This window comes from Lysobacter firmicutimachus (assembly GCF_037027445.1).
Taxonomy (GTDB): Bacteria; Pseudomonadota; Gammaproteobacteria; order Xanthomonadales; family Xanthomonadaceae; genus Lysobacter; species Lysobacter firmicutimachus.
Genome location: NZ_JBANDL010000002.1, coordinates 66,288 through 85,882 on the forward strand (window position 1 = coordinate 66,288; position 19,595 = coordinate 85,882).

The 19,595-nt window shown below is 63.4% G+C and carries 18 protein-coding genes; 9 read left to right on the top strand and 9 right to left on the bottom strand.

The window, feature by feature from the left end; genetic code table 11:
* The first annotated feature begins 335 nt into the window (after nucleotides 1-335).
* From V2J18_RS00380 to V2J18_RS00415, 8 genes are all read left to right on the top strand, one after another.
* The gene (locus tag V2J18_RS00380; protein WP_336130547.1) at nucleotides 336-971 is read left to right on the top strand and encodes a hypothetical protein; all 636 of its coding nucleotides are present in this window, start codon (nucleotides 336-338) and stop codon (nucleotides 969-971) included.
* A gap of 99 nt (nucleotides 972-1,070) precedes the next feature.
* On the top strand, nucleotides 1,071-1,346 hold the full coding sequence (locus tag V2J18_RS00385) for a helix-turn-helix transcriptional regulator (RefSeq protein WP_336130548.1): 276 nt from the start codon (nucleotides 1,071-1,073) through the stop codon (nucleotides 1,344-1,346).
* A gap of 1 nt (nucleotide 1,347) precedes the next feature.
* Nucleotides 1,348-3,147 (top strand): hypothetical protein, encoded by a 1,800-nt coding sequence (locus V2J18_RS00390; RefSeq protein ID WP_336130549.1) that lies wholly within the window; start codon nucleotides 1,348-1,350, stop codon nucleotides 3,145-3,147.
* Nucleotides 3,144-3,368 carry a hypothetical protein gene (locus V2J18_RS00395; RefSeq protein WP_064749713.1) on the top strand — a complete coding sequence of 75 codons (225 nt, stop codon included), beginning with the start codon at nucleotides 3,144-3,146 and terminating at the stop codon, nucleotides 3,366-3,368. Before V2J18_RS00390 ends, V2J18_RS00395 begins: the two co-directional genes overlap by 4 nt.
* A complete protein-coding gene (locus V2J18_RS00400) occupies nucleotides 3,365-4,210 on the top strand; it encodes a hypothetical protein (RefSeq protein ID WP_336130552.1) in 846 nt (281 codons plus the stop codon). Before V2J18_RS00395 ends, V2J18_RS00400 begins: the two co-directional genes overlap by 4 nt.
* Nucleotides 4,211-4,334: 124 nt before the next feature.
* Nucleotides 4,335-4,808 carry a DUF2924 domain-containing protein gene (locus V2J18_RS00405; RefSeq protein WP_064749623.1) on the top strand — a complete coding sequence of 158 codons (474 nt, stop codon included), beginning with the start codon at nucleotides 4,335-4,337 and terminating at the stop codon, nucleotides 4,806-4,808.
* Nucleotides 4,805-6,166, top strand: a complete 1,362-nt coding sequence (locus V2J18_RS00410) for a recombinase family protein (RefSeq protein ID WP_336130553.1) — start codon at nucleotides 4,805-4,807, stop codon at nucleotides 6,164-6,166. Before V2J18_RS00405 ends, V2J18_RS00410 begins: the two co-directional genes overlap by 4 nt.
* Nucleotides 6,163-6,621 (top strand): hypothetical protein, encoded by a 459-nt coding sequence (locus V2J18_RS00415; protein ID WP_064746973.1) that lies wholly within the window; start codon nucleotides 6,163-6,165, stop codon nucleotides 6,619-6,621. Before V2J18_RS00410 ends, V2J18_RS00415 begins: the two co-directional genes overlap by 4 nt.
* A 179-nt stretch (nucleotides 6,622-6,800) precedes the next feature.
* On the opposite strand, the gene V2J18_RS23085 is transcribed toward V2J18_RS00415, so the two are convergent.
* The 5 genes from V2J18_RS23085 to V2J18_RS23090 form a co-directional block, all read right to left on the bottom strand.
* A complete protein-coding gene (locus V2J18_RS23085; protein WP_079248063.1) occupies nucleotides 6,801-7,082 on the bottom strand; it encodes a universal stress protein in 282 nt (93 codons plus the stop codon).
* Nucleotides 7,083-7,366: 284 nt separating this feature from the next.
* Nucleotides 7,367-9,805, bottom strand: coding sequence for an aminotransferase class V-fold PLP-dependent enzyme (locus tag V2J18_RS00420; protein ID WP_079248064.1), 2,439 nt, complete (start codon nucleotides 9,803-9,805; stop codon nucleotides 7,367-7,369).
* An 89-nt stretch (nucleotides 9,806-9,894) separates the two neighbouring features.
* Complete coding sequence (locus V2J18_RS00425; RefSeq protein WP_336130554.1) at nucleotides 9,895-12,894, bottom strand: amino acid adenylation domain-containing protein; 3,000 nt, start codon at nucleotides 12,892-12,894, stop codon at nucleotides 9,895-9,897.
* A gap of 55 nt (nucleotides 12,895-12,949) precedes the next feature.
* Entirely contained in the window at nucleotides 12,950-13,576 is a 627-nt protein-coding gene (locus tag V2J18_RS00430) for a hypothetical protein (protein ID WP_336130555.1), read from the bottom strand.
* Complete coding sequence (locus V2J18_RS23090) at nucleotides 13,551-14,330, bottom strand: FAD-binding oxidoreductase (protein ID WP_425605917.1); 780 nt, start codon at nucleotides 14,328-14,330, stop codon at nucleotides 13,551-13,553. Before V2J18_RS23090 ends, V2J18_RS00430 begins: the two co-directional genes overlap by 26 nt.
* A gap of 470 nt (nucleotides 14,331-14,800) precedes the next feature.
* Here V2J18_RS23090 and V2J18_RS00440 point away from each other — a divergent pair, with 470 nt between their 5' ends.
* Nucleotides 14,801-15,166, top strand: a complete 366-nt coding sequence (locus V2J18_RS00440; protein ID WP_336130558.1) for a hypothetical protein — start codon at nucleotides 14,801-14,803, stop codon at nucleotides 15,164-15,166.
* A 394-nt stretch (nucleotides 15,167-15,560) separates the two neighbouring features.
* Here the strand turns inward: V2J18_RS00440 and V2J18_RS00445 are convergent, their stop codons facing one another.
* Genes V2J18_RS00445 through V2J18_RS00460 form a run of 4 tightly spaced genes read right to left on the bottom strand, consistent with a single transcriptional unit; the run spans nucleotide 15,561 to nucleotide 19,391 of the window.
* Entirely contained in the window at nucleotides 15,561-16,388 is an 828-nt protein-coding gene (locus V2J18_RS00445) for a peptidoglycan-binding protein (RefSeq protein ID WP_336130560.1), read from the bottom strand.
* Nucleotides 16,373-17,575 (bottom strand): His-Xaa-Ser system radical SAM maturase HxsC, encoded by a 1,203-nt coding sequence (gene hxsC / locus V2J18_RS00450; RefSeq protein WP_336130561.1) that lies wholly within the window; start codon nucleotides 17,573-17,575, stop codon nucleotides 16,373-16,375. The genes V2J18_RS00445 and hxsC overlap by 16 nt, the downstream gene beginning before the upstream one ends.
* Nucleotides 17,575-19,089 carry a His-Xaa-Ser system radical SAM maturase HxsB gene (gene hxsB / locus V2J18_RS00455; RefSeq protein WP_336130562.1) on the bottom strand — a complete coding sequence of 505 codons (1,515 nt, stop codon included), beginning with the start codon at nucleotides 19,087-19,089 and terminating at the stop codon, nucleotides 17,575-17,577. The genes hxsC and hxsB overlap by 1 nt, the downstream gene beginning before the upstream one ends.
* Nucleotides 19,086-19,391, bottom strand: coding sequence for a hypothetical protein (locus V2J18_RS00460; RefSeq protein ID WP_336130563.1), 306 nt, complete (start codon nucleotides 19,389-19,391; stop codon nucleotides 19,086-19,088). Before V2J18_RS00460 ends, hxsB begins: the two co-directional genes overlap by 4 nt.
* Nucleotides 19,392-19,595: the final 204 nt, after the last annotated feature.

A 19,595-nucleotide genomic window follows, 5' to 3' on the forward strand; every position in this document is an offset into this window, starting at 1 on the left:
GCCCGGATACACCATCACAACCGTCACCACCGTCACGGGAGCGTCCCGCTGGTCGACGTTCTTGTTGTTCGTCCCTAGCCGTAGGTGCGGATACACCATCACGACCATCACGTCGGTCTCGCCCGCCTGTGGACTTAAGTTTTTTCGTAGCCTCGGGTTACCCAGTTCGCTATCAAACTGTCTACGCCGAACCAATCGGTGATGGTCGTGAGGGTGGTGACGATTCATCTGGACCTGCGATTAGCGGCAAAGAACAGAAGATCGAGAGGCATGCGGGCTTGTGCTGGAAGGTCATCGTCACCATCGTCACGAGTCCCCCCATAGCAGGACCGACCATGACCTCCGCAGACACCCCACCTTCGCCGATCCACGCTGACCAAGCGAACCTGACCGGCACCGTTTGTATCGATTACGCGGTCGCGCTCTGGAGCGGAATCACGCTCGAGGAGTTGGACTCGATGTACGCCAGCCACGACATCTTCGAGGTTAAGCGCTCGGCCCTCATCAGCGCCCTCCGGGATGGACGGCTGGAATGGTCGGATTCCGGCGCAGGCGGAGTGCCGGGCAAGGAGTCGGCCACTGGCTCGTCCGTGGATGATCTGATCAAACAGGGATGCGTTGGTATCCATGAGCACAGCCTGCGGTTCTGGCTTGCGCAGATCGGATTCAGCGAACTACAAGATGTCCCCCTTCGGAAGAGTCGCGCAGCAGACTGGTCGCGCGGGAGCGCTGCTGTCGATCTGAATCGCGACATCGTCATCGCTGCAATGGCCGACCTGCTCGCCGAGGCGGCGCCCGAGACCTACGCGGTCGCCGGCCGCCCCAACGCCGCACAGATTGGTCTCGCCATCGACGTCCGGACGAAAGAGTGGTTCGGACCGGATGTCCAAGGCTTCTCCTCTTCGCGCAAGACGGTCTCCACTGCTTTGCGCCGCGCCCAACAAGAAGTCCCTACCCGACGCTGGAACTGACAGAAAAATGGCATGCCAGAATTTTTCTGGCATTCGCCACGATCACTGACGGGCTGCTCCTAGTCTGCCGCTTCCCCCGGCAGACCCCGATGGAGCCCCATGATCGCCCGCACCACCCGCCGCTGCGCCTTGCAGCGGCAAACCGAACTCAGCCGCCTGTTCTGGGCCGCGCCCGACGCGGCCCTGCTCGACCGCCGCACCGCCGCCGCCGGCCTGGGCTATACCGTGGCCTGGCTGGAAGCCGTCGCCGGCCGCGGCGAAGGTCCCAGCTACACCCGCATCGGCCGCCGCATCCGCTACCGCAAAGCCGATGTGCTGGCGTGGCTCGCCCGCCACGGCGAGCGCATCACGCCCTCCGACGAGGGCGCCCGCTGAGATGTCGCTGCACTCCGAGTCGGCCGCCGGCGACGTGGTGGCACACCTGCAACAGCAGATCGAGGCCGCTATTGCCGCCTCCGCCGAGGATGTCGGGGCCGTCCTCGCGCCGTCGGTCGTGCCGGCGTGGGCGGAGTTGCGCTCGCTGGACCGCGGCGCCTTCGTCCGGCTGCGGGATCGCGCGAAGAAGGCCAACCCGAGTTTGCCGCTAGCCGAACTGGAACGCGCCATCCGGGATGAGGCCGCCACCGCGCCGGACCGCGACCTGACCGCGCTCGACGAGCTCGTCCAGCTGGCGCGATCGCACTGCGAGTTGTTCCACGACGCCGACCGCCAAGCCGTCGCGGTCATTCCGATGCACGATCACCGACAGGTGTGGCGGGTGCCGTCCAGCGGCTTCGCCGACTGGCTGCGCGCGCTGTGGTGGGCCGAGCGCCGGGCCGGCTTGCAGGACACTCTGCTTAAGGCCGCGCTGGCCACCCTCGCCGCTGCCGGCATCCACGAGGGCGAATCCGTGCAGGTGCACCTGCGCGCCGCTCGCACCGACGACGGCTACTACCTCGACCTGGGCGATCCGCTCTGGCGCGTGGTCCACGTCGGTGAAGCGGGCTGGCAGCTGCTCGACACCTCCCCGGTGCTGTTCATCCGCACCCCGGCGATGCGCGCTCTCCCGATTCCGAACCCACACCTCTGGGACGGCCGGGATCTGGATCGTCTTTGGGACCATATTAATGTCAGCGCCGAGGACCGACTGCTGGTGCTGACCTGGCTACTCGACTGTCTGCGGCCGGAAACGCCGTTCCCAGCACTTGAGCTGGTCGGCGAGCAGGGCTCGGCGAAGTCGACTACGCAGTCGATGCTGCGCGACCTGGTCGATCCGAACAAGGTGCCGCTGCGCGGCCGGCCGAAGACCGTCGAGGACATCTTCGTCGCCGCCGCCAACAACTGGCTGGTGTCCTACGAGAACCTGTCGAGCCTGACGGCTGAGCAGCAGGATGCGCTGTGCACGCTCGCGACTGGCGGTGGCTTCGCCGCCCGCCAGTTGTTCACCAACGGCGAGGAGCATGTCCTGCAAACCAAGCGGCCGGTCGTGATGAACGGGATTTCCGTGATCGCCACCCGCCCCGATCTGATCGATCGCGTCGTGCATCTCGACGTGCCGGTTATCCCGGCCACTCGCCGAAAGGACGACGCTCACGCCCGTACGGCGTGGGAGCAAGATCGCGCAGCGGTCTTCACCGGCCTACTCGACCTGTTCGCGGTGGTCGTGCAGTACCTACCCAATATCGAGCTGCCATCCAAACAGCGAATGGCCGACTTCGAGCGGCTGGGCGAGGCGGTCGCGCGCGGACTTGGGCTGCCTCCCGGCACCTTCCAGGCCCGCTATTCCGAACTGGTACACGCCGGCATCGATCGCGCCCTCGATGGCAATCCGGTGGCGCACGCGCTGGACAAGTTGCTGCGCCGGGAAACCTTGCCGTGGGTCGGCACCGCCGGCTCGCTGTACGAGCAACTTGGTCCCCTTTGCGGCCCGGACCGTTCGACCTGGCCGCGCTCGCCGAAGGGCCTGAGCGATCAGCTTCGACGTATCGCCCCGGCGTACCGCGCCAAGGGTATCGAGATCGAACACCGCGGCCACACCCGCGACGGTGCGGTTTGGAAAATCGACCGCGACCCGGAAGGCCGTGTGGATCGCCGTTACCCGGTGTCGGCGCCGGCCGACACCACCCGAAAAGAACTGGACGCCGCCGAAGCGGCGGCGCGCCGCCCCTCCCGCCCCCGTAAAGGAGCTTCATCGTGACCGTCGCCAGCGATCCCCTCGATACCCCGTCCGCCAGCCCGGCAGCGCAGGTCATCGACTACATCCCGGTCTTCCGCCGCGCCGAACCCGACCGGCACACGGACGCGCCTTCGCCCTACGAGACCTTGGCCTACCTCGCCTACGTGCTTCCGGCACGCATCTACGCCGCCAATCCCTGGCTGCTTGACCCGAAGTACCGCAACTACCTGGAGAACCGATGAAACTCAATCCGTTTGCAAAGAAGCAGAAGAACGCTAATCCGACGCGCTACGACGAGTTATGCGCGCAGTTCGTCGAATCCGAAGCGCGATTCAACGCCTCTAAGGCCTCGCTGGACAAGGCAGAAGCGGACTACACCGAAAAGTACAAGGAATTCCATACGCTGCAAGCTAAATCCCAATCGACGTTCTGGTCGGTGCAGGAACAGACCTTGCATCGGGAGATGAATCGCGCGCAGCATCATCACGAGGAATGCGCACGCGCCCATCGCGCCATCGAGCAGGAGTTTCACACGCTTCGCTCGCGGGTCGAGGCGCCAAATCGGCTGTCGCAGAGCAAGGCCAAGTTCGCCCAGCTTGAGAAGCACGATAGCGACCTGCGTAACGAACTGGCCAAGGCCAAAACCCGTCAGAATCAGTTGCAGACCCGCGCAGATCACCTCGCTCAGGAAGTGGAGAACGACCAGCGTCAAGCCGCGCAAGCCCTGATCGACAGCGACGACGACGCTCCGGAGATCGCGCTTCCGAAGGGTCAGGCGGAACTGGTGGTGGTCCGAGCCGCGCTGGAACAGATCGACAAGCGGATCGAGGAGTTGCAGGCGCAGCTGAAGGAGATGCCGAAACGCATTCGTGATGCGCAGCACTCGATCCACTGCGACCAAGCCACGCACGCAGAGACCGAACTGGAGGCGGCCATTCCAGGCTTCATCGGCCACATTGCCCGCTATAAGGTCGCGCGATACCGGGCTGGCTGGACCTCGTCCACGCGGAGTCATGAAGTTGATATCCCCACCGCGGCACTGGAAGCTGCTAGCGCACGCCTCGACGCCGAGATGCGCGCGTAATGCCAGCGCGCGGGCGACAACGACCGTCGCCCGCGTGCGTTCTTGCCAACAACTGGACGCGGTTGGGTTGGCTTTCAGGCCGACCCGAGCGTACATGTCAACCCGTCCACGCGAGTCCAACCGCATGTCACAGATCACCACCACGTTCCAACCGTCCGCCTCGCTGTTGGCGCAGTTGGCGCGCTTGCCCGAGATGTCGTGGGCCGAGTTGAAGGCCGAGCATCAACGCCTATATCACGCCGAGCCGGCGGTAAAGCACCGCCGGTTTGTCGAACGCCGCATCGCGACCCGGCTACAGGAGATCGAGTACCGCCATCACGACCGCGCCCGGCTGGAACGAAACCAGCGGCGCATCCGGGCACTGGTCGAGTCCGGCGAGATTCCGCCGCGCGCCCGCAAGACGGCGCCGATGCCGGGCACGGTGCTGTCGCGTGAGTTCGGAGGCGAGATCCATCGGGTCGCGGTCGCGCAGGACGGCACCGTGGAGTACGGAGGTCAACGCTACAACAGCCTATCGGCCGTCGCCCGCGCCATCACCGGAACCCGCTGGTCCGGCCCCGCGTTCTTCGGCCTGCGCGCCACGAAGGAGTCCAAGTGAACAACCCGAACAACCCGCGCCGCCTTCGCTGCGCCGTCTACACCCGTAAGTCCACTCAGGAGGGGCTGGAACGAGAGTACAACTCGATTGAAGCTCAGCGCGACGCCGGGCAGGCATACATCGCCAGTCGACGATGCGAAGGTTGGATTCCGGTAGGCGATGATTACGACGATGCCGGTTTCTCGGCGGCGACGATGCTTAGACCAGCGCTACAGCGCCTTCTGTCGGACATCCGCTCAGGAAAGATTGATGTCGTTCTCGTCTACAAGCTGGACCGCCTATCCAGAAGTCTTCGGGACTTCGTGCACCTGTATTGGGAGGTGATGCAGGAGAATAACGTAGCCTTCGTGTCCATAACCCAGCATTTCAACACCGCGGATGCGATCGGCAAGCTCATGATGAACATCATGATGTCATTCGCGGAGTTCGACCGAGATCTCGACGTGGACCGTGCTCGCGACAAAATGATCGCGAGCAAGAAGAAGGGGCTATGGATGCACGGGGTTCCGCCGCTGGGATACGATCTGAAGAACCGGCGGCATCGTCGTCTTGTACCCGATCCAAAGGAAGCGCCGTTGGTTCGCTGGATCTTCGAACAAGTCGCGGAGGGCGTCCCCACCGCGCAGTTGGTGGCCAAGCTGCGTTCTCGGGGCGCGACCTCGAAGTTCTGGACCACAGGGAACGGGCGAGAGATCGTCGGGAAGCCCATCGACAAGTCGTTGCTGTACAAGATGCTGGCGAACCGCACCTATCTCGGAGAGCTTCGCCACGGGACCGACTGGTTTTCGAGCGCGCACGAGCCGATCATCGACCCGGATCTGTGGGCGCGGGCGCAGGCGGCGACGGAAACCCGAGTGCGTGCCCTGACGGCGCCGGACGCTTCTAAAATTCCCTTCCCTCTACGCGGGTTGGTGTTCGCCACGGATGGGCGCGCCATGACGCCTTGGCACACGACCAAGCGCAACGGTCGTACATATCGCTACTACGTTCATACGCGCGCGCTGCATGAGAGCGCCAAGCTGCTGAAGCTACCCCGCGTTCCGGCCGGTGAGCTTGAGGCGGCTATCATCGAGCAATTGCGTCTAGTTCTTCGCACCCCTGAGTTGATTTCCGCGATATTGCCGCAGGCGGCGGCGCTGGACCCCGATCTGGACGAACCAAAGATCATGGTGTCCATGCTGCGTCTCCATGAGATCTGGGAGTACCTTGCCGGCCACGAGCAGACACAGATGCTTCAACTGCTGATTGAACGTATCGTCGTCCACGAGGACCGTGCCGAGCTGCGTCTTCGCCCCATGGGCCTTACCAGCTTCGTGCGGGAACTGGAGACGCACGAAGGGATCGAGGAATCCGCATGAGCAAGTTCAAGGTAGAGATCGCCACCGGTAGCGACGGCTCTATCGCTTTCGATGTCCCGCTTCGGATCACGAAGCGCGGCTACCGCAAGCTCGTCCAGCTCGTCGGGCCGGAAGCCGCCGAGCGACCTTGGGACGCCCAGCCTACCGCCCTCCAGCGTGCGTTGGGTCGAGCGGAACGCTGGCGCCGAATGCTGGAGTCCGGCGAGGCCACGTCCATCAACGATCTAGCAGCGAGGGAGGGCACTGACTTCAGCTACATCGCCAGACTGCTCAACCTCACAACGATGGCGCCGCAGCTCGTAGCGGCGATCCTAGAAGACACGCTTCCCAGCGGAACCACCGTCAATGATTTGGCCATCAACCCGCCTCTGCTATGGACTGAACAGGTGTCGAGGCTGGAACTTAACAGAGGGCCGTTGCGCAACCAGCGGTTATCGTCGCCTAAGACGGTTTAGGAGTGATCGCGTAGCGCTGTAACACTTGGTCCAAGGCAAAGTGAATCGCCCAAGATTTCGCAGACATACCGTGCGGGCCCGGCGAGAAGTTCACATTACCCCTCGCTGACCGCTACTGGGCCTTACTGGCAAGCCGAAACTTACGTCAGCGCTCATATCACTAAAAACACCTACTGCGATCAAAAACCAGAGTTGCCATGCTGCGAAAAAACGGCGCAACCGGGACTAATTGGCCTCAGCGCGAGAAAAACAGGTGCTGGCGAATTGGCCAAGAGACTGCGAGTGGTCCCACCAAACACCATCCCCATGACGCTCGGGTGTCCGTAAGCTCCAGCCACGACCAGGTCGGTGCGGCTCTCCGCAGCGTAGGCGCCGATTGCTTGACCTGCGTCGCCTACGGACGCACTGCAGCGAACGATCTGGGTTTCGACGCCCTGCCGGCGTAAGTGCGCGCGGATCAGCGCGTCGTGAGTGTGCGGCTAAAAGCAGCCGTCTTCAACTACCAGAATCTCCGCCACGCGCATACGCTGCAGCCAAGGGATAGCATCGTAGACCGCGCGCGTGGCCTCCCGACTAGCATTCCAAGCGATCAGCGCCCGCTCTATTGCAATCGCTCCCGAGCCGGCCGGTAGCGACAGGATCGGGCGGCCGCCGCCGGCGGCCAGTTCCCCGAACAAGCGCTTCGAGTACAGTGCGCCGGGCAGGTCAGCCTCCAGCACCGCCAAGCCGCGCAGGTCGCGCGACCTCAGCTCGCCGAAGATCCGCCCGGAGCGTCCTCCAGCCGCGCGCACTCGATATTCAGCAAGCACTTCGCAAACAAGTAGAAGCAGTACGCATCGCGAAAGGTCGACCCCAGTCCGAACGACACCCGGATGGCGCCGCAGTTTCCCTTGTTGAGGATGTTTTCGTCGAAGGCCTTGCAGTCGAGGATCTTTTCCGTTTTGTCAAGTTCGCAGTGCTCTGCGCCCGCCGTCGTGTACGTGGCCTGCTGCACAGCACCCAAGTTGCAGAAGCATCCGTTACGCACGACGATGCCGAAGGATTCGGCGGCCCGCTTGACGAGCGCATGCGGAAACACGGCGTTGTAGCAATCAAAGAAATTCAGCATGACGGTAGCGCCCTTGTGTTCCGCCGCAGGGCCGTAGATACGGCAAAGGGGGGTCTGGCTCTTGATGTCGTGGTGAAGTTCCTGCAGCCGCGCCTCAAGCCACCGCGCCAGCGCCCCTGATCGCGCGCCGATGCGCTCGAGCCCGATCTGGGACACGAACTGGAATCCCTGGGCGATGGCGTCGAAGGAGGCATAGTTCGGCGTGCCAATCTCAAACCGTTTTCCGTCTTCGCGATGCAGCAGCCGGTCGGTGGGCGACCAGGGTCCTGAGTAGTAGCACACCGAACCTCCCGCGAACGACGGCGGGGTCAGCTCGCGCAGCGCGGACCTGCGGGCGATGAGGCAGCCGGCCCCGGTCGGATGGCCGAAGATCTTGTAGAAAGAGATCGCGATGAAATCCGGCCGATGCACCGAACAATTCAGCCGGGCCTGGGGCACGAACGCGGCCGCATCGCACAGCACCATCGCCCCGCGCTCCTGCGCGAGCCCGATCCACTTCAAGTCGTGGCGGGCGCCCGTCGCATTGGACTGCGCCGGGTATGCCAACAAGTGCCGCCGCCCCGGAGCGAGCCGGTCCAACGAACGCCGCATCGAGCTTTCGAGAATCCGAAGCTCGTTGTCGAGCGGAATGTATTTCACCGACGCGCCCTTGGCTCTCGCATACTCGCGCAGGCCGTGAACCGACGTGTGGTTGTCCTTGGTGAGCAGGACCTGCGAGCCGCTTCCGAACGGGAACGACTCCGCCACCAGCCGGATCGCCCCGCTGGCGTTGGGCGTGAAAATGATTTCGTACTCGTCCGGCGCGCAGCGGAAGAACCGGTAGATTTCCTCCCGAGCCTTCTCATGCGCCGCATCGGACGACTTCGAGCCGCTGTGCGGGTTGCCGAGAATGCTGTTCTTGAGCACCCGATAATCCTGTTCGAGCAGGCTGTCCGGAGCGATCGTGCCGCCGACATGATCCAGGTAGGTGGCCTGCAGGGCGTCCAGCCGCGAGAACTCGCGCTTGCGCAGCGCTTCGGCCTCGGCATCCGGGTAGGCCGGATGTTCGGCCAGGAAGTCCCGCTTCATCATGCGATAAGGCCGCAGCAAGCGCTCCGCCTGCGGCGACAGCGGGCTGTCCGCGTCGCTGCCGATGAGCGCCGGCGCCATTCGGCAAAAGTCGCTCAGTTCGGAAAAATCGGGTGGCTGACTCGGGGTGGCGGCCCTCTTGCAAGCCTCATCGACCTCGCCGCGCAGAAGCCAGGCCTTGACCTGGTAGTTCCGGCTGGGAACCTGCACGTGGAATTCCTGCAGCATCGTGTCCAAGTAGGCGTCGCGCGTGGGCGCGTCGCACTGGTTGAACTCCTCAAGCAAGATGCAGGCATTGAAGAGGAATTCGCGAGTGTCGAGGTCGTCCAGGAAGAAGGAGAGCGCGCGCGAGGTCGCCACTTCGCCGACGCCTCGACTCAGCCCTTCTAGATCGAAGGCGCGGGTGATAGCCGAGGGGTCGGCTAAGCTCAGCGCCGCGCCCATGATGGCCGATGGCGTACCAAAGTGCTTCTGCGATTGTCTCAGGGCCAGATCGAACAACTCGTTGTACTGAAAAACGGTGCCGTAGATCTTTCCGCCCGGACGCAGCACGCGCTTAAACTCGCGGGCGACCCGGACCTTGTCTGGGGGAAACATCAATCCGAAGCCGCAGACGACGACATCGAAACTGTCGTCCGCAAACGGCAGATCCGCCATATCCACGTCGGAATGGAAGGCGACGTTGCGCTTAAGCTCCGCGCTGACCGCCTGCTTGGCCATATCGATGGCGATCTTCGACAAGTCCGTCGCGACGAGCCGCAGGTTCAGCGGCTTGGCCAAGTCTTCGTAGAGGGTGGTGGTAATGCGGCCCGTCCCGCAAGCGACCTCAAGGATGCTCGCTGGAGGAGCGTCCGGACGGATGTCCTTGCGAATCTCCTGAACGAGTAGCTCCCCGTAGGGCTTGAAGAGCCGAGGACCCAAGACGCGCTCATAGAACTCCATGAACGTACTCAGGGACCACTTCTGCTCCGACACCGTCTTACACTGTTGCTGCGCAGTCTTGTGCATTGTGGATTCCTGATGAGCCGGCATTAGTAGTGGCCCGCAGATTTACCGGGCATCGCCAGACGTCTGATCAGCGCAACGCGGCCAGCCGACTATACCGCCACCGAAGATTCGGCCCGCTCGCGAACCCCGATGGATTTCTCGAGGTAGCGCCGAAGCTCGGGCTCGTCGAACGCCGGAGGGAGAATCCCACTGCCTTCGAGCAGGGCCGATGTGTTGTCGTGATTCCAGAGGTAGGTGTGCTGGTACATCTCGATGATGCAGTTGTCCTTGTGCATCGGATCCCGGAACAGATTTAGTACCGGATAGAGCGGGGTCTTCGGGTCGTTCATCCAGCAGGCTCGCCATTGGCGGAAAGGGACAACCTGAAATTCAAAGCCGAAGTAGCGCGCCATCAAGTCGAAGAACTGCTTCAAGGACACGTTGGCCTCTCCGGAATGAATCAGGTTGAACTTCTGCCCCAGGCAGGATGCCTGTCGACCGATATGGGCGATCGCCTTGGTCATGTAGTCAACCGAACTTAAACCTTCGCGAAGTTCATGCAGGTCCGGAACGAGACCGAGTGACAGACACGTCTTCACCAGCCGCCCCCACCATTGGTAACTGGCGCTCAGTCCGGTTTGGCTGTGATACGTGGCGTAACCGAGCCGAAACGTAGCCAACGGCAGACCGCGGGTCTCGGCCAGATCGGCGATCTTTTCCATGACCCATTTGCTTTTAACGTAGCCGATGTCGGCGCAAACGGCGTCCAGGTTTTGGTCTATATCGTCGACTTCCGCGGCGACGTCGCGCCCCGTGATCCAGTACCCCCAGCTGTAAACGGAAATGGTTGACAGCAGCATCAGCGCTTTCGTGCTTTTTCTGGCGGCGAAGCGAATGATGTTGACGAGTCCATCGACGTTGTCGCGCTTCATCGCCGCATAAGGCTTGATGAAGTTGACCGAACTAGCCGAGTGGTAGATGACCTCCACGTCGCGGCACAACGCTTCGTAGTCATTCGCCTGAAGGCCAAAACCGGGCGAGGCGATGTCGCCCGGATGCGCCCGGACCCGCGCCAAGTCCGAAGGAGAGATCGGTACCTTGTACTCTTCGACTTTTTCACGGATCCGCTGCATGGCGCCGGCCGCTGTGCGAGCGCGCACGATGCAGTGGACAATGGCGCGCGTGGTGGCGAGCAGTTCGGCGAGCAGATGAATGCCGACGAAACCCGTAGCTCCGGTAAGAACTACGTGACTGGGGCTGATCAATCGATCCGCGTCGAACGGCGCGGAAAAAACGATATCGTCCGGCAGCGTTGCATCGCGTCGCAGCATCGCAGGCGAAATGTAGTCGGAGACGTCATCGATCGCATCTTGCCGTTGCCGAATTTCCGCGGCCAGGGACTCGGCGGTTGGCCGGTTGTAGATGTCGGTAATGCGCAAAGCGAGCCCGAGTTCCTTCGACAAGGCCGCGATCACCTCAGCGGCCAACATAGAATGTCCACCGATGTCAAAAAAATTGTCGTTGCCTTGAAAATCGGAGTGCTCGAGGGCACCTTGAAACGCGATCATAACGGCCCGTTCGACGCGATCTTCAACCTCCTCGAACGTTCGCACCGGCGCGATCGTGCGCGCGAAGTCGGCCATGAGCGCGCCTTTGTCCGTCTTTCCGTTGGAGTTCAACGGGAAGCGATCCAGAACCGCGTAATGCCCCGGCACCATATACTCGGGGAGTACAGCGCGTGCACCTTCACGAACGCCGGCGATGAACTCGCGATGCGGGACTTCGTCGTTACTGCGGATCAGAAAGGCGACCAATTCCTTCGGGCTTCCGTCCGTTGGCGCAGTGGCCGATACGCTGACTTGACGAACGCCAGGCAGCCTGGCCAGAACCACTTCGACCTCGCTGGGTTCGACCAAGTGCCCGCGGATCTTGACCTGCTCATCGACACGGCCGAGGAACTGGATGGATTGGTCCGGCAGCCTACGGCCCAGATCGCCCGTCCGATAGATCCGTTGACCGGCCTCGAACGGGTGCGGTGGGAACTTCTCGGCCGTGAGTCGATGGTTATGAAGATAGCCCCGCGCCAAGCAATCGCCGGAGATGCAGATTTCACCGACATCCCCCGCCGGAACCTCGCGCATGGCCTTGTCCAAGATCCATACATTGGCGCCTTCCACTGGCGTGCCGATCGAAGGTTCGCGACCTAACGACGCGCTGGGCACCAAATGGTACGTACACCAGATGGTGGCTTCGGTCGGGCCGTAGTAATCCACCAACGCAAAATGAATGTGATCCGTCACCACAGGATTGAGCTTTTCGCCACCCGTAAACAAGTATTTCAGCGCAGAGGGCCGAGTGCTGTGCCGAACAACCTCCGCGGCCATGACGGTTGGAACGAAGGCGTGGGTGATTTTCTCGCGGGCAATCCATTTCACCAGTTCGCAGGCGTCTCGTCGAATGTCGTCGTTCAGCAGATAGAGTCTCGATCCGGCGCACAGCGACGACCAGATTTCCCAGTGCGCGACATCGAAGCCCAGCGCGGCCATGGACGTGGACCGACTTTGGTAGTTGACCTGAAAACGACGGTTGTGCCAGTCGATCAACGCGGCCACCGAATGGTGTTCGACCGCAACGCCTTTTGGAACTCCGGTCGTCCCCGAGGTGAAGATGACGTACATCAGGTCGGCCGGAGAGGGAGAATAAAGCGGTACCGGCGACGCGGTCGCGTTACGTCTCAGCGTGTCGATATCGACGACTTGGACGCCCGGATCTGTACTCGAGACGTCCGGTGCGGTCGTCAACAGCCAAGCCGCGCGGCTTTGCTCGATGATGTAGGCCTTCCGCGCCTTGGGGTAAGCGCGCTCGATCGGAACGTAGGCCGCCCCGGACTTAACGATCCCCAGCAGCCCAATAATGAAGTCCGTCGACCGCGTCGCCTCGATGGGCACCAAGTCGCCGGCACCAATGCCTTGACCGACGAGGAATGCCGCAACGGCGTCGCTGTATCGATCGAGTTCGCCATAAGTCAATGTCTCATGGTCGTCGACTATGGCAATGCGATCGCAATCTTGGCGGCGCACCGCGTCCAGAACCGTGCTTTGCCCGTTCATAGCTCCCCCTGATGATTGTGGCTCCATGGTGACTAGGCCTCGACCATTCGCATCCTCAGAACGCAAGATCGTGGAAGACGCCCGCCGGATCGTGGCGTTGTTTCAGTTCCCTAAGACGCTGCCAGGCCGCTTCGGAAAAGCAGCGCGCCACCTCCCGCGAGCGATACTCGAGGTCGAATTCGTTGATATAGCAGTGCGAGGCGATGGGCTGTAGGTCGTCGTACAACGATCGGAGCCATTTCTGGTTGACTTCGTCTTCGTTCGCATCGCTCCATCGAGCGTACGTAGAAAAGTACCAGCGGCCTCGGGCTGAGAATGCGCCATCCGGAAGCGACGGCGAGCCGCGCCAAATGAAGATCGGGAGCGTGGCCAACGAGGGCAAACTCGGTAGATGCGCGATCAGTATCTCCGCCGCACGTTCCGCGTGATCGGTCAGGATGTTGTCGGCAAGATACCGTCCTGCGCCGAACGTCGCGTCGCCGTGATCGTGCAACGCGGTGAAGCCTGTGGCATGTTCTTCGCTGGCCGGAGCCAGGGCCCACGGCAACAGTCGATCAATGATCGACGCATGCAAATCGCTGGCGGTCGTGATGCTCTCGGCGAACGCTAAAGTGGTCAGCGCCACCTCGCGGGGTGGCGCTTGCTGAGCCACGCTTTCATCGGAAGCAATCACCGCAAGCATTACTTGCAGCCGAGGATCGGGCTCGGTGCGTTCCACCGATCTCAGGGTGTCGGCCAGTCTGGTCAGCGGAAGACGCAAACTGCGCGCCGTTATCGCGGCCGGTGCGGCATGGCATTCGAGCTCGAACGATACAGCGGCAAAAAAAAACCATCGGCCCACCGCCTCGGGCGGCCCAGAACAAGTCGGAGTTTTCCTCGGCGCTGGCACGACGCAGCACCCCGTCGGCGGTCACCACGTCGAGCGCTTTGATGTGGAAGGCGCTCATCGGCCCCCACTGGCCGAAGTTGATGCCCAATCCGCCCCCCAGCAAGAAGCCGCCCAGGCCGACGGTACCGCTGTGGCCGGTGGCGAAACCCAGGCCATAGGGTGCGAGCGCACGGCTCAGATCGCGACTGGTAACTCCGGGGCCGACGATAGCGCGCTTACGCTGCGAATCGATCGTCAACGCGCGCAGCGCCGACAGATCGAGAAGCACTCCGTTCCGACGAATGAAGGCGTTGGCGAAGCTATGGCCTCCGCTGCGGAGTGCCACAGCAAGTCCATGCTCGCGGCAAGTCCGTATGACTGCGATCATGTCATCGACCGAACGGGGGCGAACGATGTAGTCGGGACGTCGATCAACGTCTCGTTCATTCCAGCGTGCCCGGCATAACCAGGCGTCATAGCCGGGTTCGCTCCGTCGACGAACGGACCCGCTGGCGCCAAGAGCCAACATCTGAACGGCTGATCGCAGCTGATTCAGTGGACTGGACATCCCTATCCCCTTTTGGCGGCGCCTTCGCTGAGGTCGGTGTCTAGAGGACTCGCAATCAAAAACACCGCGGACGCCCTCGGCACGGAGCGGACCATAGGCGGAAAACCACTGTTAAACAGTGATAGCTCGATCAGTACATCGGCAGAGAATCTGTGAGTTTCGGTGAGCGAACAAAGGGTTTGAATCGCCCAGATCGTTGTAGACGACCGCCAGCCATTTAGTACGCGCGCATGCCATCAACGCGCCGCGTTAACGCCGTCGAGCGTGGATCCCCGGAGGTGGGCCTGGCCAAACTTCGGATACCAACGACGGCGACAAACCACTCAAGACGCACTTGGCGATGAACCGCCGGATAAGCGATTGCGCGCAGTCTCGCGTTATGTCCGTCACCGGCCTCGAGGCCGCGCTTGCCGGCGCCCGCGATCGCGCGTGGCGCCTCCCGAAGCCGCGTGTTTTGGACGCCCGCGTCGATGAAAGCGCTGTCCCAGGCCACCTTGATCGAGCTCGCCCGTGCCGGCGCCGTGCGCGGCGACACCCTGCACGGCCGCACCGACGGCTACCTCCTGTCGGTGCAGTACGGCCTGCACGAGGCCGTGCTGACCGCCAAACGCGGCGGCACCTGCCGCTTCGCCCGGATCGACACCGCCCTCACCTTGTTGCGGACCGTGCGCGCGGCCGCGGTCGAGGTACGCCTGGCCGACATCGCGCGGCCCCCGCGCCCCGACTGCCGTGGGTGCCCCGTCGGCCTGGCCGCGCTGAAGCGCCTGCACGCCGAGGCCGCCACGCCGCCACCGGCCGTACCGCGCGCCCGATCGCCCCGCGGCCCCCACCCCTGAGCCGCCGCCCTGCTCGATGCCCTCGAGGTCGGCGAGACCTGGGACGCCCACGACGCCGAACGCGTGTTCAATTTCGAGCGCTGCGGTGCCGCGCTGGTGGCTCGGGCGCCGCGGGGGGTGAGCGCTTACCTGCTGCGAATGGAGCGGGAGGCGCGGTACACCTCGCCGACGTTTGCGCGGCTCCATCGTTCGATGGGGCTGCCCCAGGTTCGATGAGCACCGCACCCGAGCCATCGCCAGACGGAGTGGGGCCGCGGTCCGCGCGGCGCGACACCCCAAGCGATGTAGACGCCGAAGTTGAGTCACTATCGTGGCTACGAGATGTCCACACGAAACCCTGGGCGATTCAATGTGCAAGATCCTTGTAATGGTGAATGCGTCGTGCAATCGTTGCCTATCTAAGGAGCGCAACACCCAAAGCATTCAGTGTTTCCGTCGTCATGCGTCCGGTAGGCACCAAGCCATAGGCTTCCTGGAACTGGCGTAATGCCAGCACCGTACGTTCGCTCAGGGCCCCATCGATCGCGCCAGGGTCATAGCCCTTCGCATACAGCGCGGCTTGAACACGCATGATCATGAGGCGCAGTTGATCGGCGCTGGCTCGGGTGGACGCCCCGTTGGTGTCTGTGGGCACCGCCGTATCCCGGTCGGCCCAGCGTCGCCAGCTGCTTTGCGGTGTAGCGGGAGCGGGAGCCACCGGTGCCAAGCTAGTCCCCGAGCCAGTCGAATAATCGGATGTGGCCGGGTTGACCGACGGCAACTCGTAATCGCTGGCGTTGGGGGGCTGATAGGTCCGCGTCGGCGACGAGACAGTCCTTCGGGGCACAGACCGGATGGTCGAGGGGGGCGAGCGAATGGGGGCAGCAGGCGCTACATAGGGGCTCGGCGCCGGCGCGCTGTAGGTCGACGCCGGCGGGGTATAGCTGGAAGCCGGCCGCGTGTAGGTGGAGGCCGGGGCGCGATAGGAGCCGCCGCTGCCCGAGTAGTGCGAGCTGTGGGAACGATGGGAGCTGTGCGAACGGTGCGAGCTGTGAGACCGGTGCCCCGCGTAGAGATTGTCGATGTCCGCGTTGAGCGGCGCCACGAGCGTTGTGGTGTAGTTCGCGTCTTCTTGTGCAAGTGCCATCAACGCGGACTGCTTGCCCGCCTGGCCTTCGGTGTCCTGGAAGGAGCCGTGCAGCGCCGACAACGCGCCACCGGCCAGGGTCAGTGCCTTGCGCATGAGAAATCGTCCTTCGCGGTAATCGGGGCGATGGCACGGCTGGTCCACTCTGGGGTGATCCAGCCGAAGAAGCCGCCACAACGGTCTTTCAGCGCGCATCCTTCGCACGCCGGTAGGTAATGTTGCTTCCAGTCGGAAATGCTGCGCCGGGCGAACGGCCACAGATCCGGAGGCTGAGTGCACAGCGGCAGGTTGTAGAGCGACACCGCCATACCGCGCCGATCCAGGAACTGCGCGGCTTCCATTAGCGTGGGGCCCAGGTCGACGGGATCGATCCACAAGGCTTCGTGATGGGCTTTGGCGAAGCCAATGGGTTCCGTGCCCATCAGTGCCACATGTTCAACAAAGGGCAGGTTGCGGTAGAGGTAGCGCGCCAACTCCGGCAGCCGTTCGGCCACGGGTTTGGTAAGCACCACCCGCACCTCGATCCGCTGCCCGGCGGCATGCAGGGCGTAGAGCCCGCGCACGGTCTGAGCGAAGGCGCCCGGGCTTTGGACGATGTAGTCGTGTAGGCGGTGGTGATCGCCATATAGCGGCACTCCCCAGGTCAACGAGGGGTGGGCGCCGGCGAAACTATCGGCGTAGGCCTGGTCCTCGAAGCGGCGGCCATTGGATAGGACGTGCACATGAGTGTCCGGCAGCGCCCGTGCGCAACGCCGGATGACCCGCTCCAAGCCGGCGCCCAGGAGCGTGGGTTCGCCGCCGCTGATGGCCAGGGAGGGTTCGTCCTTGTCGATCAGCCCTGCCAGGTCGCACAGCTGCTCCACGCGCCAGCCGTCCTCAATCTCACGAGGGGGCTGGGAGCACATCAGGCAGAAGCTGTTGCACCGCTCGGTCGCAAACAGGACATTGCCGTTGTCGCCGCGGCGGTAGCGCACGGCGATCTTGGAGCTGCCCGGGCGCAGCTCGACCACGTCACCTGGCCGCACCGTGGCGGGGTCGCCCAGGAGCGCCACCTCCCGATGCCTAAGGCGCGTAGGGCCATCGGCGTCGGCGCCGACGAGCACCCCGGCCCAGGGCAGATCCAGCAGGGCAGCCGCGGCTGCCGTCTCCGGAACGCGCAGGTCCAGCAGCATCCGCTCCAGGGGGAACTCACCCGCGGCGAACTCCTGCAGTCCGGCGACCTTGAGCAGGGTCGGCTCCTGCCACTCCGGGCTCCAGCGTGCCTTGGCGTCCAGCGGCAACATCAGGCGGCCACCTCTAAGCCGGGAGCCTCTGGAACGGCCGCGGGAGATCCCCCCGACTGCCGGAGCGCCCAGGTCTCAAAGACAGCCCGGTCGGCCGCAGAGCCGTCCTGCCACCGCTGCAAGAGCAGATCGAAGAGGCCCATTTGCTTGGCGCAGAAGTCGCTGGTCGGCCGGTGCCCGATCGGGTCGCCCTGGCGGGCGTAATGGTCGATGGGGTCGGCGCCGCACAGCGGCACATAGGCGCAGTCGGCGCAGGTGGGCAAAGCCTCGGCGACGCCGGCTGCGAGCACCCGCTGCATGGCCGGGGATTGAAGCCATTGAGCCACGGGTTCATCGACGCGGCCCATTGCAAAGCTATGGGCCCCCATGGCGGCCAGCATGCGGGCCTCGTCCGAGGGGTAGACCTGGCCGTCGTAGTCGTAGACCACCGTGCCCAGGCCGGCGCCCGTGGGCGACCTTAGATCCACATAGCCGTGGGAGAAGGGTGTCAGCAACTGGGACAGCAGCAGGCTGGCATAGGCTTCTTCAAGCTCAAAGCCGTCCTGGTTGACGCTCAGAATGTGATCCAAGGCCATGGAATAGAACGTCAGGAACTCCGTGATCGGATAGCCCTGGCGTGCCTGGGTCTTGCGGGCGAAACCGTAGGGGCTGAGCGGCCGTAGGAAGATCGAGTGCAGCCCCTGCTTGCGATATTCGTCGATGATCTCGCGTGGGGCAGTGAGGCTGCGTGCGGTGAGTGTCGTCAGGGCCGACACTGCATCCTCACCCAATGCCCGCCGCCCGTGCTCGATGCCTTCTATCGTTCGTCGATAGCTGTCTCGCTCCGGGCGCGGCCGATTTGCGTTGTGCAGCCACTCGGGACCGTCCAGCGAGGTGGACAGTTGGAAGCGGTGTTCCCGCATGAAGGCGAGTTGATCGTCGGTCAGGTCGTGCAAGGTCGACGCAATGACAAAGCGCAGGGATCTTCCTTCCGACCGGTTGCGCTCCACGATGGCTTCGGTGAGCGAGCGGATGCGATCGAAATGCAGCAAGGGTTCGCCGCCCTGAAACTCGACCGTGAGCTTGTCGGACGGCCATTCGAATAGGCGCTCCACCGCATGCCGGCCTGCTGCGCCGCTCATATCGAAGGTCGTCTCGGAAGTCGGACGGCGCGATACTTGGCAGTAGGAGCAGGTGTGATGGCAGCGCAGGGATACCACGAAGATGTGCAGCGCGGGTCCCGCTTGGAGATAGGCCTTGCGGGTCCGATACTGGGACAACAGTGGCGCCAGCGTAGAGCGCGCTGGATCGGCCAGGATGAGGTGGCGCGCCTCCATCGACGCGAACAGGACGTCGTCCTGCTGCAGCTCGCCCGCCACCGCACGGTCCAGATCGGATCGCGGCATGACGAGCCAATCGCCGGCCAGCGAGGTCACCAGGACCTGGGTCTCGTCCCAAGGCAGTCGGCGAAAGCGCATGGGCAGCAACCGGTAGCCGGAGGCGCTATCGAAGGCGGAGCGTGGAGCGAACTTCATGGCAGCGCCTTGGGATCGCGAGGGCTTGCCTCACGCAGCGCGGCTTGCACAAGGGCGGCCTGGAGATCGGCGGTTTCTTCGCGGATCTGAGCACGCAGTCGTTCGTCGAGCAAGTCGTTGCCAAAGCGCAACGCCAGAAGCTCCACATTCGCATCGGCATGCTTTGGAGTGAACACTACGTGAGATGGAGGGGGCAGCAAGGCCATCTCAACGAAAAACTCGCCGGTGTAGCTATGCGCGGCGCGCGCGATGACATCGGGCGGAAACATGCCGACATCGACATCGATCCAAATGGCGTCCATGGCCACCAGCCCCCTGACTGATAAGCCAATGCTGCACTCGAAAAACGCCCCATGGCAAGCGAAATATCGAGAAGTTCCTCTCGGAATTTGGTCGCCGCGCAAGGGCTAACTATCTGCTTACGGGAAATGCAGGACGAAACGGCCATGCTGACCAAGCCGGCATGCTCCAGCGGCATAAATCCGGGTTCGATTTGGGAGCACCAT

Excerpts from the sequence above, each read along its gene's own strand:
- V2J18_RS00405 (WP_064749623.1), top strand. The coding sequence starts at position 4,335 with ATGTCACAGATCACCACCACGTTCCAACCGTCCGCCTCGCTGTTGGCG.
- hxsC (WP_336130561.1), bottom strand. The coding sequence starts at position 17,575 with ATGTTGCCGCTGGACGCCAAGGCACGCTGGAGCCCGGAGTGGCAGGAG.
- V2J18_RS00415 (WP_064746973.1), top strand. The coding sequence starts at position 6,163 with ATGAGCAAGTTCAAGGTAGAGATCGCCACCGGTAGCGACGGCTCTATC.
- V2J18_RS00430 (WP_336130555.1), bottom strand. The coding sequence starts at position 13,576 with ATGCTTGCGGTGATTGCTTCCGATGAAAGCGTGGCTCAGCAAGCGCCA.
- V2J18_RS00440 (WP_336130558.1), top strand. The coding sequence starts at position 14,801 with ATGAAAGCGCTGTCCCAGGCCACCTTGATCGAGCTCGCCCGTGCCGGC.
- V2J18_RS00385 (WP_336130548.1), top strand. The coding sequence starts at position 1,071 with ATGATCGCCCGCACCACCCGCCGCTGCGCCTTGCAGCGGCAAACCGAA.
- V2J18_RS00420 (WP_079248064.1), bottom strand. The coding sequence starts at position 9,805 with ATGCACAAGACTGCGCAGCAACAGTGTAAGACGGTGTCGGAGCAGAAG.
- V2J18_RS00380 (WP_336130547.1), top strand. The coding sequence starts at position 336 with ATGACCTCCGCAGACACCCCACCTTCGCCGATCCACGCTGACCAAGCG.
- V2J18_RS00445 (WP_336130560.1), bottom strand. The coding sequence starts at position 16,388 with ATGCGCAAGGCACTGACCCTGGCCGGTGGCGCGTTGTCGGCGCTGCAC.
- hxsB (WP_336130562.1), bottom strand. The coding sequence starts at position 19,089 with ATGAAGTTCGCTCCACGCTCCGCCTTCGATAGCGCCTCCGGCTACCGG.
- V2J18_RS00400 (WP_336130552.1), top strand. The coding sequence starts at position 3,365 with ATGAAACTCAATCCGTTTGCAAAGAAGCAGAAGAACGCTAATCCGACG.
- V2J18_RS23090 (WP_425605917.1), bottom strand. The coding sequence starts at position 14,330 with ATGTCCAGTCCACTGAATCAGCTGCGATCAGCCGTTCAGATGTTGGCT.
- V2J18_RS00390 (WP_336130549.1), top strand. The coding sequence starts at position 1,348 with ATGTCGCTGCACTCCGAGTCGGCCGCCGGCGACGTGGTGGCACACCTG.
- V2J18_RS00425 (WP_336130554.1), bottom strand. The coding sequence starts at position 12,894 with ATGAACGGGCAAAGCACGGTTCTGGACGCGGTGCGCCGCCAAGATTGC.
- V2J18_RS00460 (WP_336130563.1), bottom strand. The coding sequence starts at position 19,391 with ATGGACGCCATTTGGATCGATGTCGATGTCGGCATGTTTCCGCCCGAT.